This is a genomic window from Alteromonas sp. OM2203, assembly GCF_048517045.1.
In the GTDB taxonomy this organism is placed as follows: Bacteria; Pseudomonadota; Gammaproteobacteria; order Enterobacterales; family Alteromonadaceae; genus Alteromonas; species Alteromonas gracilis.
The window spans coordinates 1,790,035-1,805,334 of the sequence record NZ_CP183209.1 but is presented as its reverse complement, the minus strand read 5'-3'; the positions used below and the strand labels follow the sequence as shown (position 1 = coordinate 1,805,334).

At 41.7% G+C, this 15,300-nt stretch carries 15 protein-coding genes and 1 pseudogene; 8 read left to right on the top strand and 8 right to left on the bottom strand.

Features of this window, described 5'->3' with window-relative positions; genetic code table 11:
* Positions 1–31 precede the first annotated feature (31 nt).
* From ACM0P2_RS08120 to ACM0P2_RS08100, 5 genes are all read left to right on the top strand, one after another.
* Positions 32–712, top strand: a complete 681-nt coding sequence (locus tag ACM0P2_RS08120; protein ID WP_419227539.1) for a transglutaminase-like cysteine peptidase — start codon at positions 32–34, stop codon at positions 710–712.
* Positions 712–2,649, top strand: a complete 1,938-nt coding sequence (locus ACM0P2_RS08115; protein WP_419227538.1) for an EAL domain-containing protein — start codon at positions 712–714, stop codon at positions 2,647–2,649. The genes ACM0P2_RS08120 and ACM0P2_RS08115 overlap by 1 nt, the downstream gene beginning before the upstream one ends.
* A gap of 119 nt (positions 2,650–2,768) precedes the next feature.
* Positions 2,769–3,338 carry a hypothetical protein gene (locus ACM0P2_RS08110; protein ID WP_159117284.1) on the top strand — a complete coding sequence of 190 codons (570 nt, stop codon included), beginning with the start codon at positions 2,769–2,771 and terminating at the stop codon, positions 3,336–3,338.
* 47 nt (positions 3,339–3,385) lie between these two features.
* The gene (locus ACM0P2_RS08105; protein WP_419227694.1) at positions 3,386–4,813 is read left to right on the top strand and encodes an O-antigen ligase family protein; all 1,428 of its coding nucleotides are present in this window, start codon (positions 3,386–3,388) and stop codon (positions 4,811–4,813) included.
* A gap of 18 nt (positions 4,814–4,831) precedes the next feature.
* On the top strand, positions 4,832–5,242 hold the full coding sequence (locus tag ACM0P2_RS08100; RefSeq protein ID WP_159117283.1) for a 3-phosphoshikimate 1-carboxyvinyltransferase: 411 nt from the start codon (positions 4,832–4,834) through the stop codon (positions 5,240–5,242).
* Here ACM0P2_RS08100 and ACM0P2_RS08095 read toward each other — a convergent pair whose 3' ends face one another.
* From ACM0P2_RS08095 to ACM0P2_RS08075, 5 genes are all read right to left on the bottom strand, one after another.
* Complete coding sequence (locus tag ACM0P2_RS08095) at positions 5,243–5,998, bottom strand: VpsP family polysaccharide biosynthesis protein (RefSeq protein ID WP_419227537.1); 756 nt, start codon at positions 5,996–5,998, stop codon at positions 5,243–5,245.
* Entirely contained in the window at positions 5,991–6,731 is a 741-nt protein-coding gene (locus ACM0P2_RS08090) for a tyrosine-protein phosphatase (RefSeq protein ID WP_159117281.1), read from the bottom strand. Before ACM0P2_RS08090 ends, ACM0P2_RS08095 begins: the two co-directional genes overlap by 8 nt.
* Before the next feature lie 9 nt (positions 6,732–6,740).
* Entirely contained in the window at positions 6,741–8,957 is a 2,217-nt protein-coding gene (locus tag ACM0P2_RS08085; protein ID WP_419227536.1) for a GumC family protein, read from the bottom strand.
* Between the two features lie 24 nt (positions 8,958–8,981).
* On the bottom strand, positions 8,982–9,443 hold the full coding sequence (locus ACM0P2_RS08080) for a polysaccharide biosynthesis/export family protein (protein ID WP_159117335.1): 462 nt from the start codon (positions 9,441–9,443) through the stop codon (positions 8,982–8,984).
* Positions 9,444–9,526: 83 nt separating this feature from the next.
* A complete protein-coding gene (locus ACM0P2_RS08075; protein ID WP_159117280.1) occupies positions 9,527–10,732 on the bottom strand; it encodes an outer membrane beta-barrel protein in 1,206 nt (401 codons plus the stop codon).
* A 675-nt stretch (positions 10,733–11,407) separates the two neighbouring features.
* Here ACM0P2_RS08075 and ACM0P2_RS08070 point away from each other — a divergent pair.
* From ACM0P2_RS08070 to ACM0P2_RS08060, 3 genes and pseudogenes are all read left to right on the top strand, one after another.
* Positions 11,408–12,862, top strand: a complete 1,455-nt coding sequence (locus ACM0P2_RS08070) for an undecaprenyl-phosphate glucose phosphotransferase (RefSeq protein WP_159117279.1) — start codon at positions 11,408–11,410, stop codon at positions 12,860–12,862.
* An 87-nt stretch (positions 12,863–12,949) separates the two neighbouring features.
* Positions 12,950–13,168: pseudogene (locus tag ACM0P2_RS08065) on the top strand (cupin domain-containing protein); the annotation flags it as partial.
* A 340-nt stretch (positions 13,169–13,508) separates the two neighbouring features.
* The gene (locus tag ACM0P2_RS08060; protein WP_159117277.1) at positions 13,509–13,880 is read left to right on the top strand and encodes a glutathione S-transferase N-terminal domain-containing protein; all 372 of its coding nucleotides are present in this window, start codon (positions 13,509–13,511) and stop codon (positions 13,878–13,880) included.
* Between the two features lie 151 nt (positions 13,881–14,031).
* Here the strand turns inward: ACM0P2_RS08060 and rplT are convergent, their stop codons facing one another.
* The 3 genes from rplT to infC all read right to left on the bottom strand — a co-directional run bounded on the left by rplT (position 14,032) and on the right by infC (position 15,261).
* On the bottom strand, positions 14,032–14,388 hold the full coding sequence (gene rplT, locus ACM0P2_RS08055) for a 50S ribosomal protein L20 (protein WP_012518092.1): 357 nt from the start codon (positions 14,386–14,388) through the stop codon (positions 14,032–14,034).
* Between the two features lie 18 nt (positions 14,389–14,406).
* A complete protein-coding gene (gene rpmI / locus ACM0P2_RS08050; protein WP_012518091.1) occupies positions 14,407–14,604 on the bottom strand; it encodes a 50S ribosomal protein L35 in 198 nt (65 codons plus the stop codon).
* Positions 14,605–14,721: 117 nt separating this feature from the next.
* Positions 14,722–15,261: a translation initiation factor IF-3 gene (gene infC, locus ACM0P2_RS08045; RefSeq protein ID WP_105930956.1), complete on the bottom strand. Its 540-nt coding sequence runs from the start codon at positions 15,259–15,261 to the stop codon at positions 14,722–14,724.
* Positions 15,262–15,300: the final 39 nt, after the last annotated feature.

Below are 15,300 nucleotides of genomic sequence, written 5' to 3'. Positions count from 1 at the left end.
TTTATGGTCATCTATAAAAGGCTTTACAGTAATGCGCAGTGCATCTAGCACTTTACGCGCACTTCTTGTTGTGAGCTGTACTTTATTGGCTATTACCTCGCCCATTGCTCAACAAAAAACAGTGTTTACAGAGCAAGTTTATGCGCGCATCAATTCAATTTACGGCACTGAAGCAAAAGAGAACGTAGCCAAATGGCGACAATTAGTAGCTGAGTTACAGAGCGAAGACGTAGACGAAAAACTTTACGAAATAAACCGCTTTTTTAACCGTTTTGATTTTGTTGACGATCTTGTTCATTGGCAACAAAAAGACTACTGGGCAACGCCAATAGAGTTCATTTCCACCGGTGCTGGCGATTGTGAAGATTACACCATAGCGAAATACTTCTCTTTAATTGAACTTGGCATTTCTGAAGATCAATTGCGATTGATGTATGTTACTGCATTGGAATTGCGTCAACCCCACATGGTTTTAGCGTATTATGAAACCCCTACTTCTGTCCCGCTTGTTTTAGATAATATAAACAGGCGTATTTTGCCTGCTAACAAAAGAAGAGATTTGTCGCCCATTTATAGTTTTAACGGTAACGGACTGTGGGCCGCGAAAGCAATGGGCACTGGCCGGAAATTAAGAGGCAGTGGCCCAATGAAAATGTGGGACGATATGGTAGAGCGGCTAGACCGCGTAATGTACGGAGATAAAGAAGAATAATGAGACTATCTACCCAATTAAGTACAAGCTTACTCGTTTTTTTAATATTGGTTTTCGCCGGTTCCTTCGTGATTAATGTAAAGCTAACCAGAGAATACGTAAACGAGCAGCTTGCCACACACGCGCAAGATACCGCGACTTCGTTGGGGCTATCTATCACTCCATACTTAAGTGAAGACAATGGCATTGCGGTAGCCGAGACCATGGTAAACGCTATTTTCGATAGAGGTTTCTACCAATACATAACCATTACCGATATGGAAGGTAACTTACTGATTGAAAAGCGCAACCCAACTACCGTTGATACCGTACCTTCTTGGTTTACTGATATTGTAGAAATTACGCCACCTGTTGAAAAAACCGAATTAAACGATGGTTGGACAATGGCTGGAGAACTCGCCGTACAAAGCCACCCAAGGCTAGCCAATGAAACTTTATGGGAAAGTGTTAAGCAAAGTGCATTTATGTTTTTTGCAGCCTTCGTTTTTGCCTACATTGCGTTGCTTTTCATTATTACTGCCATCACAAAACCGCTTCGTATTGTCGTAAACAAAATTGAAGATATACAAAACCAAAAGTTTTCTCACATAAACTACAAGCCTTTTACCAAAGAACTTTCTTTTATAACCCAGGCGGTAAACCGGCTTTCTTCATCTGTTGAGGCCATGTTTAAAGAACTCACCCAAAAAGCAGAGCAGTATAGAATTCAAGCTTATGAAGATAGCCTTACCGGAACGCAAAACAGAAGTGCCTTTTCACGGCATATGACGGCGCTATTAAGCAAAACAGCCACCTCAGATGAGGGTTATGTAATATTAATACGTCTTGCTCAACTTAACGCTATTAATATGACGTTAGGCGCCCAAGAAGGCGATAATTATGTCATTTCGGTAGCCAATGAACTTAAAAGTTTCACCTCCAGCATTCAAGAAACGGCGTTTTTATTTAGAGTGTCGGGAGCCGATTTTGTTTTGGTAACAGAAGCCATGACCAAGCAAGACTGCGAGGCACGTTTGCAAGAACTGAGTACTAGCCTTTCTCATTGCAATCCGATTAAAGATGGCAGTAAAGCGGTATGGATAGGCGCTGCGCAATTTAATGATGAGCAGTCTTTTTCTGAGATTATGGAAAACGCTGACAGCGCTCTTATGGCCGCGACCAAACAAGCTAACGGCTGGCAGTTCGCATCGGAACTTTCCCATATTCACAGTAATACAGCCTGGAAAGAACGCTTGAACCAAATATTAGAGCAACAATACGCCGACATTGTTATTCAGCCTGTTATGAATATTGAGAAAAACGCGCCAAGTTATTATGAAGCATTTGCGCGCTTTAAAGAAAAAAGCAGTGGTAATGCCATACCTATGTCGCAGCTTATTCCCGCCTCGGAGCGCTTAAACTTAATTCCTGAAGTGGATAAGCTGGTAGTAACCTTGGTGCTTAATAAATTGGCGCAAAATAAACGGAATGTGGCGATTAATATTGCGAATGCATCTTTAGCTAACGCTGCTTTCAGGCAATGGTTATTAACTCTGTTGAACCAAAATACAGCGCTTTGCACCCAATTGGTGTTCGAGTTAGAAGACTCTGCGTTAATCCACCACAAGGACGATGCAATATCGTTTTGCAAATCGCTAGTAAATTTGGGCTGTAAGATAACGATTGAGCATTTTGGAGACAATCTTGCATCGTTAGCTGGGTTGAGGGCTATACAGCCTCATTTTGTAAAAATTTCCGGCAAACTAACAAAAGATATTCACGCAGACAAAGACAGTCAGCTTTTTGTGACGAGTTTATTGAGTATCGCTCGTGGATTAAATATTAACGTTATTGCCGAACTTGTTGAAAATGAAGCAGAGTCAGTTGCGTTGAGCCGATTAGATGTTGCATACCAACAAGGCTTTTATTTTGCAAAACCAGCCTTGTGGCAATATTAATTGGTGGAAGCGGAAAGTGGTACAACAAAAACGAGACCTCGCCCGTTCACTTGTTGTACAATGTTAAAGTATGGTGTTAGCAAGAAGCTAGCCCGAGGTTTTTAATCTAAGGATAAGTTATGCGTAGCAACGTTTTTTTATCTGTTCTTTTGAGCGCATTAATCGCTGTCTCAACCTTTTCTTTTGCACAAGAAGGCAGTGTACCTGGTTTGCAAGTAAGAAACCTTTTGGTTACCGAAATTGAAGAAGGCGCGGCGATTGAACAAGCTGCGGAAGAAGTAAGCCAAGCAGTGCTGAATGAAAGTATGTTTTTCGATGCTGCAGGTTTATCGTACTTAAGTGAAAATCAAGCAGCCTATCGGTCTCTAGTAGCGCTTTTGAATGACAACGCAACAGGCTTCGAATTAGCGATAGCCGGTTTTGGTGAATTACCTGATCAACCATCACAGGTAGTGACAATTGCTGTCTTAATGTTCCCAGAAGACGCTAATGAAATTTACAACATTGCCCTTCAGATGCAGGTTATCAGCGAAGAGGATGCGCTATTAGCGGTTATCAATGCGGGTGTAGACCCTAGCACATTAACTGCGACGGCGGCCGGCGCGGCTGGCAATACCTTTTCTCCGCTGGGTGTAGGCACTGGTGCTGCTGGTGCAGGTGGCGGCGATACAACTATTTCAGCGAACTAAAGCGGTCTTATTGGTTAAAGCTTTATATCAGCTGGTTGTAAGTGGCTATATTTAACTCTCAGAAAACCGAAAAGTTTCTTTTCGGTTTTCTTTTATTCACCCTGTTTTGGTTGCCTTTATCATTAGGTGCTAACCGCCCTTGGGCGTGGGCATTAATGCAAATGTCGTTTTTCTTTATTGGCGGTGTTTTGTTATTAACCCACGAAGGTCTGCTTTCAAAGCTTTACTCTAAATACAAACCATTAGTTGTGCTTTGGCTGGCTTTTTTAGCTTGGCAGCTTATTAATTTAGTTCCCCTTCCTTTCGCATTAGTAGAAGCTATTCGCCCAGAGCGCGTGCAACTTTTGTTAAACGAAAATATAGAGGGAATGCGAAATATAACGTCACAATGGCTTTCGTTGAGTTTCGATGTAGGGCAAAGTGACGTGACGTTTTTTAAATCCCTTGCCTATTGTTTCTTATTTTTTATTTCATTAGCGCTTATTAATTCCGCGAAACGTTTAAGGTATACCCTTATCGTTATTAGTGGTGCGGGGATATTCCAAGCTATTTATGGTTCGCTAGAAGTGTTATCTGGCTTAAAATATAGTTTGGTCTTTAAGCTGCCTGTGTCTCATATTGCAACAGGTAGTTTTGTTTATAAGAACCATTACGCTAATTTTTTATTACTTTGTTTAAGTGCCGCCATTGGCTATATGATTGCTAGTCTTCGGACGCAAACTAGTTCAAGCAACCGTGAGCGATTACGTAGAATTGTACGTTTTTGGCTAAGTAATAAAGTGCTGTTTCGTATTGGTATCATAATTATGGTTATCGCGTTAGTTATGTCTCGTTCTAGAATGGGTAACAGCGCTTTTTACATTGCTATGACTATTACCGCCACACTAGGATTAATTTACTTTAAGCCGCGCCAAAAAAGCTACGTAGTGCTGTTTATAAGTATGCTGGTTATCGATATTCTTATTGTAAGCAGCCTATTTGGGCTTAAGCAGGTACAGCAACGCATAGAGCAAACCAACTTGACTCAAGAAAGCAGAGATGAAGTCATCACTGATGCCCTGCCCCTTCTTTCTGAATATGGAATTATAGGTACAGGCGGTGGTACCTTTTATACGGTATATCCTCAGTTTCAAAGTGAATCTACTCAACACTTTTACGATCACGCCCATAACGAATACTTGCAGTTTGCCATTGAATTTGGCGTAATCGGCGCAGCACTCTTGGCTGCACTTCTATTGATGTGTGCTAAAAATGCAATGAGCGCTATTCGACATCGACGACATCCGTTACCACGAGGCGTCGCCTTTGCTACAGTTATGGCAGTTATCGGTATGGCCTTACATAGTACAGTGGATTTCCCTCTACAAGCGCCAGCGAATACCGCTATATTTATAGTGCTATTAGCCCTTGGTGCGTTAAGCCGCGATATCCCTATGGGAAGGCATAACATGGAAAATAACCAAGTACAGTCTTAACGATATAAGAGGCCTTGTGTGGTATTTAAGATAAAGCGACCGATAAAAGAAGAACCAAACGTGCAGCACATGCTTGAACGTATGCCAAAAAATGTTGCCGACTCTTTTACCGACGACCAGCTATTTTATTTAAATGCGGCGCTTGCAGGCAGACGCTGGGGCAGCCACAAAGTTGATGTAAGAGGCACTATCGGTTTGTTAAGAAGTAGGTATTACTTTGTATTACTAGCGGGTCGAGATAAGCGCGATCTATCACGTACCGAAAGCCGAATAGGTAAGTTAGTGATGGCAGCGGTTGTTGCTTTGTTCCTGTGCGTTTCATTAGTATTAGGCTTGGTACTGCTGTATATTTTAAAAAGCTGGCTGGGTATAAACCTTTTTGAAGGGTTTTCATTAGGTTTGTGGGATTGGCTAAATGGAAAAAGCTAGCTAATCATAAGTTATGCAGTTGGGAATGCGTTTTCTAACCGGGTAACTGGCGTCGCGCAACCACCTACAAACCGTTTCACTTGCATCGTGCTTTTGTATTGTTTTTAAAACAAAGTCTCTGCTAAGCGGGTTCTGAAGGCCTAAATTTAAATGCTGTTTCAATAACTCTTTAACTGTTACGTAGTGGACAGACCTAGCACTAAACATATCTAAACCGAACTCCACTATGAATTTATGCACTATTGCATCCTGCGGGCCGGCTTGCTTTGCATTTTTTAGATAATGATAAAACTCATTATCTAACTCACCCTGCTGTAGCTTTACAGAAGCCAAGCCAATCCAGCTGCCGCTCCAGGTAGGCCTCAATAATAAGCTTTTTTCATAGCTTAGTGCCGCGTTGTTTAAGTTAGCATTGTTGCGCTGCGTGCCTAATTCAACACTATCTAGTTCTTTACTTCTCTTTTCAACAACGGCTTTCCACTCGAACAACTGCCCCTGTATTTGATAGTAAAGGGCGTTGTTTGGGAAATAATCAATAGCATTCGCAATTTTACCTAATCCGCTATTTATTTTTTGCACTGACGCTTTGTTCGGTGATAGTTGCCATGCCTCTATATCGTTTTTCACGCTGTAATACGCATTACCCGCTATAAAAAGCTGCATACTCCATATAAAACCGAAACCGGCAAGTAGCACCATTATCCACTTAAGTATCAGGCGGTTATTTGTGAAGGCCTTGAGTAAACCGCTAGTCATTAGTCACTTCGTTTTGGTGGCCAACCGACACTATCGCACCAGGTCGTGTTACAAAAGTCTCTTGAGCAAAGTCATCACTAAATGTCGACACGACCTCGTAAGCAGCCTGCATATCGTTAGGTCGGCGTACAAGGTCGTGAGTGTCAGACGCAACTACATGAAATGCTTTGTTTCGCATCATAGATAATGCAAAGTCTTCTACCTTGTCACCAAAGCGGCCTGTTAACGCCCCTGCAGTAACCTGGAACATGCAGCCTTGTCGCTGCAGCCAACTAAATTTGTGCTGCTCGGCTAATAGCTCGCGATTGCGCTCTGGGTGGGCTATAAGTGGCTGAACGTTATTTTTTAAAAGCCATTTTATAAGCACTTCCAAGCCTTGTGGTATATGGCTATGTGGCATCTCAAGTAACAAAATACGCTTGCCGTTATATTCGCCTAGAAATGGCAGCTCCTGTTGTTTATACCAAATAGGAATTAGTTCGTTAACGCGCACTTCCGCTGCGTACGAAAGGGAGAGAGGGATAGACGCATCGGCAATGGCTTTTTGGAATTCGTTAAAAGCGTGCCTAATGGTGTTCAACGTATTGTCGAAGTACCCTTTGTGGATATGAGGGGTACAAACCATATGGCGAACGCCGCTATCTACAGCTTGCTGTGCCATTTGTAAGGAAATGTCTAAAGACCTGGCACCATCGTCGATGCCAGGCAGTATGTGGCTATGTAAGTCTATCAATAAATGCTGTTAGCTGTTTTTATGACTGGTATACCCATATTGATCATAAAACCCAGCGTACCTTTGTGCTGCCCCTGATTTGCGTAAGTCTACTTGATTTAGTACTACACCATCAAGACGATGACCTACTTGTAAGAAGCGAGACAACCCATTGTTGATTAGCTTTTCGCTAGTACTGTCAGCACGCACAACGTAAATAACCGAGTCGCAAGAATTAGCAATAACCATAGAGTCGCTAACCGCTTGAGTAGGTGCGGTATCAATCACTACATACTTATATTGCGTTTTTAGTTGCTCAATAAGTTCGTTGAAACCTTTATCTGACAATAGCTCCTGCGGATTAGAAGGAATAGTACCCGCAGATAGAATATCGATTTTGGATTCTTCATCTCTTACCAAACACTCATCAAAGGTATGAGACTTCAAGATAAGGTTGGCAACGCCCGGCTGATAGTTCGGAATGTTGAATTGCTTTCCTACACTAGGGCGACGTAAGTCTGCATCGATAAGTATAGTTTTATCCAACTGGCCTAACGCAAACGCCAAGTTAATAGAAACCGTTGTTTTACCTTCTTTAGGTACACTTGAGGTTACCATTATTGCTTGTTGTTCTTTATCTAAATTAAGTAACGACAAGCTGGTTCGTAGTGTACGCACAGACTCGGCAAACTGATGCTTTTTACCGTCGAAAAATGAACGAACAGGCAAGTCGGTCTTTTTCTTATGTGGTAGCCATGGAATAAGCCCCAACATACGTTGACCAAGCTTGCGCTCAACGTCTTCAACTGAGCGAATTCCGCTGTTAAGTGTTTCCATAGCAATCGCGAGAAACACGCCAAAACCAATACTGAATACAAATGCAGCACCAATTAACAACTTTTTATTAGGTTTCGAAGGTACATATTTTGGCAAGGCAGAATCTAATACACGTGCATTAGCAGATTCAAAACCACCTAACTCGTCAGTTTCTTTTAAACGAGTGAAAAATGAATTATAAAGCTGCTGATTTATATCCACTTCACGCTGAAGGCCTTTACGCTGATTATCAAGTTCTGATAAACCACGGAATTCTGCTTTTGCACGAGAAACTTCTTTTTCGAGCTGAGTTACTCTGTCTTCAGACACTTCATATTGAGTTGTAATACTTGTGATCAAGTCTCGTATTTGGCCATTCAAAGTTTCTCTGATAGAAGATAGCTCTGCATTTGCAGCAATCATTCGCGGATGTTTCGGGCCGTATACGTTACTTAGTTCACTTACACGGGTCATAGCTTTAGCTTCGTCGCGGCGAACGTCTCTTATCGTAGGGTGATTAAGCACTTCGGGTAAACGAGCAATGTCATCTAATGAAACATCGTTTCTAGTTTGTTTGTAAATTACTGCATTTAGCTTGAGTGACGTTTGTGCGTCTAGCAATTGCTTACTTAATTGCTCAAGTTCTTCTGAAGCTAAACCAACAACGCCATCTATGTTTACAACTTGGTTTTCTTCGTAGAATTTAGCTAAGTTACGCTCTGCTACATCTAATTTTTGCTTAAGCCCCTCAAGACTTTCCGTAAGAAAAGAGGTGGCTTTTGCAGTCATATCCAGTTTTGCTTGCAGATAATTTTCAATATAAACATCGGCTACCGCGTTAGCTAACTCGGCTGAAAGCGTCGGCGATTCGGTAGTGACAGTAATTCTCATCAACTGCGTATTGTCCACCATCTCAACCGTAAGCGCGCTCATTAACATTGAGGTTGCTTTGCGCTTTTTCGCGGCAAGAATTTGTTCTTCCGTGAGCTCTTTAGGCTCTTCCTGGGGAAGAAACGGCAAGGCTTCAACAAGATTTGCTTTTAAATCGTCAACGAAAGAAGGCTCTTCGTCTTTCGGCATAAATTCTTCGTTGTTGTAAAGCGACAAACTCTCAACAGTTCGTTCGGCAATTTGTCTAGATTGCAAAATCTCAAATTGAGTTTGCATATAGTCTTTACGCTTTGTATCTAAGCCATAGACTTCCTCAATTGAAACAACATTTGCCTTATCTGCCTCTACTAAGATTGTTGTTGTTGAGGTGAACATGGGCGTCATTCGCATAACTAGCAACGCCACTAATATGGTAAAAGCGAGTGCGAGTGAAACGATTCGAAATGCGTAACGCTTAATAATTCCTAAATAGTGAGCAATGTCGATGGTTTCATTTTCAAACACACCTGCATTAAGCTCTTCCCTGCTATTTACTACCATTTTTATTCCTGCACGCTACGTAATTTAGAAGAAACGTTGATTAATGGTGATAATGTCACCAGGTTGAATCATGTCGCTAACCGTTACCGTGAACTCGTTAGTTCTACCGTCTTTTTCACGGATAATAGTAATCTTGTCGCGCGCTGCGCGCTCGGTGTACCCGCCAGCTAGGGCAGCAGCTTTGTTTACCGAAAGCCCAGGTTGATAGGCATAGCCACCAGGGCGTTTAACTTCGCCGTCTATAAAGAACGGACGATATTCTACAATAGCCACAGATACCGACGGATTAACAAGGTAATCCCCAAGAAGCCCATTGTAGATGAGCTGCTCAACTTCTGCAGCAGTCATACCCACAAGTTTAATTTCACCTAAAAACGGATAGTTAATAGTACCAACGTCTGGCAAGCGTACTTCCATTGACAGGTCATCTTGCCCAAAAACGCTTATTTGAATTCTATCGCCAGAGCCCAGTTGATATTGGCTCATACTTAAATTGCCCTCTTGGGCTACTACAACATTGGAAATAAACAAATAGCAAATAAAGAAGAAGCTTAAAACTACACTATTCTTCACAACGTAACCTCAGCTGAAATTCCTACTAGGTTCCTATCATAACCAATAGATTCTCTATTACTGTCTCTGTCAGCTAACTGATAGAACAAAGAAAACGATAAATAACGGCGAGCTTGATAATTTAAAGATGCTGAATATCTCATTAGTTCGTCGTCTCGATTATCGATGCCCTCATCATCAAGTATATACTCATTTGTCTCACGTGAAATGCTGACAGAAGAAGATAAACGATCAAGCCATTCATGGTTCCAAGACGCTGAGTAATCTCGACCTCGGATGAAGTTACCTTCACCATTTGTCTCGCGAGTATCTGCATTAGTTGATAGCTTAAACGTAGAGTAAGATAAAGGCTGCCACTCAACGCCTACTTCCCAGTCTGTGCCATAAAATGTACTTCTAGTCGCTGCTTCAAAATCCTTTTCTTTATAACCTACTTTCGCAAACCCCGTGGTAGCAGCCGTCGACTCCCATCTTAATCCTAAAAGAACACGAGTCTCATCACTATCGCGAGTTTCTATACCCGTTTGATTATCGTACCTTACATAAGTTTGAGTAACATCTAAAACAGCTGTCGTCGCAGTTCCAATCCGATAGCCTAGCTCTGCACCAATTTGATTTTTAACACGATCTCGAATCAAGTAGGCTTGCTCAGTTCTATCATAATCTAACGTTTCGCGATTAGCTTTTAACGTTATCATGCCGTCTGATGTCACCGCCCCGTACATATATTCGCCACCGAAAGCCGTACTTATATATCTGTCAGGAGTTGTAATAGCAGTGCCAAGCCCTAAAGAGAACCCAGTACCCCGCTCTTCATGTCCATCTTCAAATTGGGCTATAGCGTTAACTCGATGCCTGCTATTCAATTCAAACTGTCCAGATGCTTCTGCAAAGTGATCAGTGTAGTCGTCAGCACTGCTTGAAAAAAACACACCTCGCTCCAGTCGATAACCTATTTGTAGAGGATTGCCATCGACCTCAGTCGCTGCGATGAGTTCTGGTGAAAGTGTAGCGCGCCAACTATATATTTTCGGATCGTTATCTCTCGCGTAAGCAACATTGTCGACATACGCCATCGACGATGAAAATGATGGAATTAAATCGAATTGCCCAGCTTGAATTCGACCGGCCTCCTGTGCATATAGGGTTGGAGTGGCGCAAATTACCGACAGCGCTATAATGCTTTTGGTCCTTTTAATCATGTTTTTCCCTTCCTTCGATGACCTTTCGTACAATGATGCAATGAATTTTGTATATATTCTTTCAAACGCGATAACTCACTGTGTACACATTCTTCTTAAACGTGTCCATCTTTTACAATAAATTGGTGATTATTACCGAAACTGTTAAAAACTGTTTTATCCAGCAATAGGTATGCCGCTTTTAAAAGGTGCGTCTAACGTAAGTAGACTGACATAAAGTAAATCTTGGTAACTCCTGAGAGAACAAGCCCTACACACCACGTTAGATGGCCTTAAATACCATACAATACCTATATATTGTTTCATCAATGTGTCTACTAATTAAACTATGATGTGTGCAATCGCATTTGAGACAATATTGAAAGCGTTAGGTTAACATTCTACTCGTTTTGCACCAAATTAGTACGAAATAAATTAGATTTTGTAATAAAATTACAATGTGCAGAGAATATTGTTATCATGCACCGAAATACCATTAATCTAGACACAGTCAAAAAGTCACCAGAACTTTTAATTCTAATCTGGAATAACTTTTTAGAGAATTTTTGGGCACCAATTTTGCTTACGCATTATAGTTAGAAATTGTCTTTACTGTTTTCTATACATAAGGCTTGGCTTTTTCATATAGCCAGCTGCATTCGCTTCAGACATCACTTTCATCTAGAGATTACCTAAATGGACAATAGAGTAGAATCTAACAAAGTACTTAAGGCTCATCCGGTAGAACCCAATACCAATGGCGGATTAGTTGTACGTAACCAAAGTGGTTTCTCAACCATATACAGGTTAATTGACCTTTCATTGGTCACTATCCTTTATTATTCGTGTGCTGCCTATTATGGTACACAGATTGACACCACAAGCCTCATCCTTCTATTTGTTAACGTTATATGCTTCCAGATTTCTGCAGAAGGTGTGGAGCTTTACCGTTCATGGCGTGGCCACGGAACACAAGAAATGCTGCGCGCAGCCGCGATAACGTGGGCACTGAGTATTTTAGGCACAATGACCATGGGCTATTTTTTCGTTCAAGAAATTCAGACTCCACCACCAGCCATACTCCTTTGGTTTGCGTCTTCGTTCGTTATTCTTATTATGTGGCGATTTGTGATGCGTAAGTTTCTTTTTCGCATTCGTAAAAGTGGTTTGAACTCACGTCGCTCTATTATTATTGGCGCTACTCAACTAGGTGCGAATGTCGCACTTCAAATACAGCAAAATGAACATTTAGGTATTAAATTCAACGGTCTATTTGATGACCGTGAGCCAGAGCGCCTGCCACACGAAATGCAAGGAGCGGTTTTAGGCAATATTGAAGCAGCGATAGAAATGGCAAAGCGTAACGAAGTTGATTATATCTATATTGCGCTACCAATGAGTGCAGAAAACAGAATCCGCACGATTTTAGAGCAATGTAGTGATACTACGGCAAACGTTTATGTTATTCCAAACTTCTTCATGTACAACTTACTAAATGCTCGCTGGCAAACGGTAGGCAACGTGCAAGCACTAAGTGTATACGATACACCATTCCAAGGCGCAAGTGATGTTTTAAAGCGACTTGAAGATATTGTGTTAAGCTCTTTGATATTAATCATGATATCTGTGCCCATGCTTTGTATTGCAGCAGCGGTGAAGTTAACGTCTAAGGGCCCTGCAATATTTAAGCAAAAGCGTTACGGCTTAGATGGTAAACAAATTACTGTTTATAAATTCCGGTCTATGACGACGCAGGACAATGGCGCGGTTGTTAAACAAGCCACAAAAAACGACGCGCGTTTAACGAAGATTGGTGGATTTTTAAGAAGAACGTCTTTGGATGAACTTCCACAGTTCATTAATGTTCTACAAGGTCGCATGTCCATTGTTGGCCCTAGGCCTCACGCTGTGGCGCACAACGAGGAATACCGCAAGATTATTACTGGTTACATGCTACGCCACAAGGTTAAGCCAGGAATTACAGGTTGGGCACAAGTGAATGGCCTACGTGGTGAAACTGAGACGACTAATAAAATGGTACAGCGCGTAGAATATGACCTAGATTACATACACCGCTGGTCTATTTGGTTTGATATCAAAATTGTATTTATGACCGTTTTCAATGGCTTTATTAATAAGAACGCCTATTGATAAGGTTCACTAAAGTTTTACAAAAGCGGCAATTTGCCGCTTTTTTTATATTCGTAAATAAGATGATGCAGTACACCGAGCATCCAGTGGATTGTGGTATCTGGCAGTGCCAACGTCACTATTGACGATAATACCCAGCTAGTTACAGAAAACGAATCTATCTATATCCCAATTGGTGCTGTACATGCTCTAGAAAACCCCGGAAAAATCCCTCTAGAGCTTATAGAGGTGCAATCAGGCGCTTATCTAGGCGAAGATGATATAGTTAGGTTTTCAGACCGCTATGGACGTGTAGAGAAGAAATAAGAGAGAGCGCTTTACGCTAACGTGATAAATATAAGCAGAGCTTTGGCTCTGCTTTTTTGTGCTTGAGGATAAAAAGGCTCTATTACCTACAACAATTGAAACTACAGTAACGGGTTGTCCACCCGAGATAAGAAAATCTCTTAACGGGCCTGGCTTCGATTTTCGGAAAACCCACTATTGGTGAGGTTAGTTGTTGGCTTATCCGTATCGGTCACTGCGATTTACTTTTTCGCTATGATTCTACACTTAGAGCTTATTCGCATTTTCCTTCACATAGAATCCTATATAGAAATTTTGCTATACTGCGCCGCTCAAATTCTCAACCTAAAAAGTCACAAAATTGCGCTTATTCATTTCCCTAATTCGTAACGCACTTGGCGGTGTTATCGCCTTACTTGATATAATAACTCGTGGCAGAAAACTTAAACGGTTGCCACAAGAACAACAGCAAGTCGAAAACGCCGTACAAGAATTAACACTTTATCAATTTTTTGCTTGCCCTTTTTGTATTAAAACACGCCGCGCTATATATAAAATGAATCTACCTATTCGCAAATGCAGCGTATCGAATGGGTCCCCGTATCGTGATGAATTGGCGCAAGGCGGAGGAAAAGTGAAAGCCCCTTGCCTACGCATAAAAACTCCTGAAAAGGATATTTGGTTGTACGAGTCTTCAGAAATTATTAAGTATTTACAGCAACGCTTTCAGTAAGTTGTTTATATTCGCCGATTGAGGGAATAGAAGATTGGCGACAAGGTAAATTTGCTTTAAAGTGAGTGTTTTATCTAAACTCCAAAAACGAAAAAAGGCGAGCATCCTGCTCGCCTTTTTCCGAAAGAACTTAAACTTAATTAGTTAATAATTAAGCTAATGCGCCTTTAGCCGCTTCGACTAGTGCGCTGAAAGCTGCTTTGTCATGTACTGCGATGTCGGCAAGGATCTTACGATCGATTTCAACAGACGCTTTCTTCAAACCGTTAATGAAACGGCTGTATGACATACCATTTTGACGAGCAGCAGCATTGATACGTGCAATCCATAGTTGACGGAATTGACGCTTGCGCTGACGACGGTCACGGTAAGCATATTGACCAGCTTTAGTTACAGCTTGTACCGCTACGCGATATACACGTGAACGTGCACCGTAATAACCTTTTGCCTGCTTGAGGACTTTTTTGTGACGAGCACGTGCGATAGTGCCGCGTTTAACTCTAGCCATTAATCAGTCTCCTAAGTCTTATACGTAAGGCAACATGCGCTGAACCAATTTGGTATCAGAGTCATGAACCAGTTTTTTGCCACGAAGGTGACGTTTACGCTTAGAGCTCTTCTTAGTCAGAATGTGACGTAAGTGAGACTGTTTGCTTTTAAAGCGGCCAGAACCCGTTTTCTTAAAACGCTTGGCGGCACCGCTTACAGTTTTCATTTTAGGCATTGCTAAAACTCCGCATTGTTAATATCGGTATTTATTGTGTTGCAGTCACGTCATACCGGTTAATGTTTAGCAGCAAGGTGTTTAAGGGTGCAGATTCCTTAAAACTTTAGACCGTTACTACTTCTTATTTGGGGCTAGTACCATGATCATCTGACGGCCTTCCACACGACGTGGGAAAGACTCGCATGTAGCGACTTCTTCTAAATCCGTTTTAACGCGGTTTAGTAAGTCGATACCGATGTCTTGGTGCGCCATTTCACGTCCGCGGAAACGGATCGTAACTTTGGCTTTATCACCACCTTCAAGAAAGCGACGCAGGTTGCGCAGTTTGACCTGGTAATCGCCTTCATCAGTGCCAGGGCGAAATTTAATCTCCTTGACCTGAATTTGCTTCTGTTTTTTCTTCTGCTCTTTTTGAGCTTTACTTTTTTCGAAGAGGAATTTGCCATAGTCCATAACTTTACAGACTGGCGGCTCGGCATTCGGACTGATTTCTACTAGATCTAGGCTCGCTTCTTCAGCGGCACGCGTAGCATCTGCTAGCGAAACCACACCAACCTGTTCACCGTCTTTGCCAATTAATCTTACTTCTCTGGCTTTAATCTCATCGTTAATGCGGGCTTTGTCGCCCTGAGCCTTATTGTTAGCGCCTTTAATGTGCTATTCCTCCAAACATTTAATTCTTCTGTCTGCTTT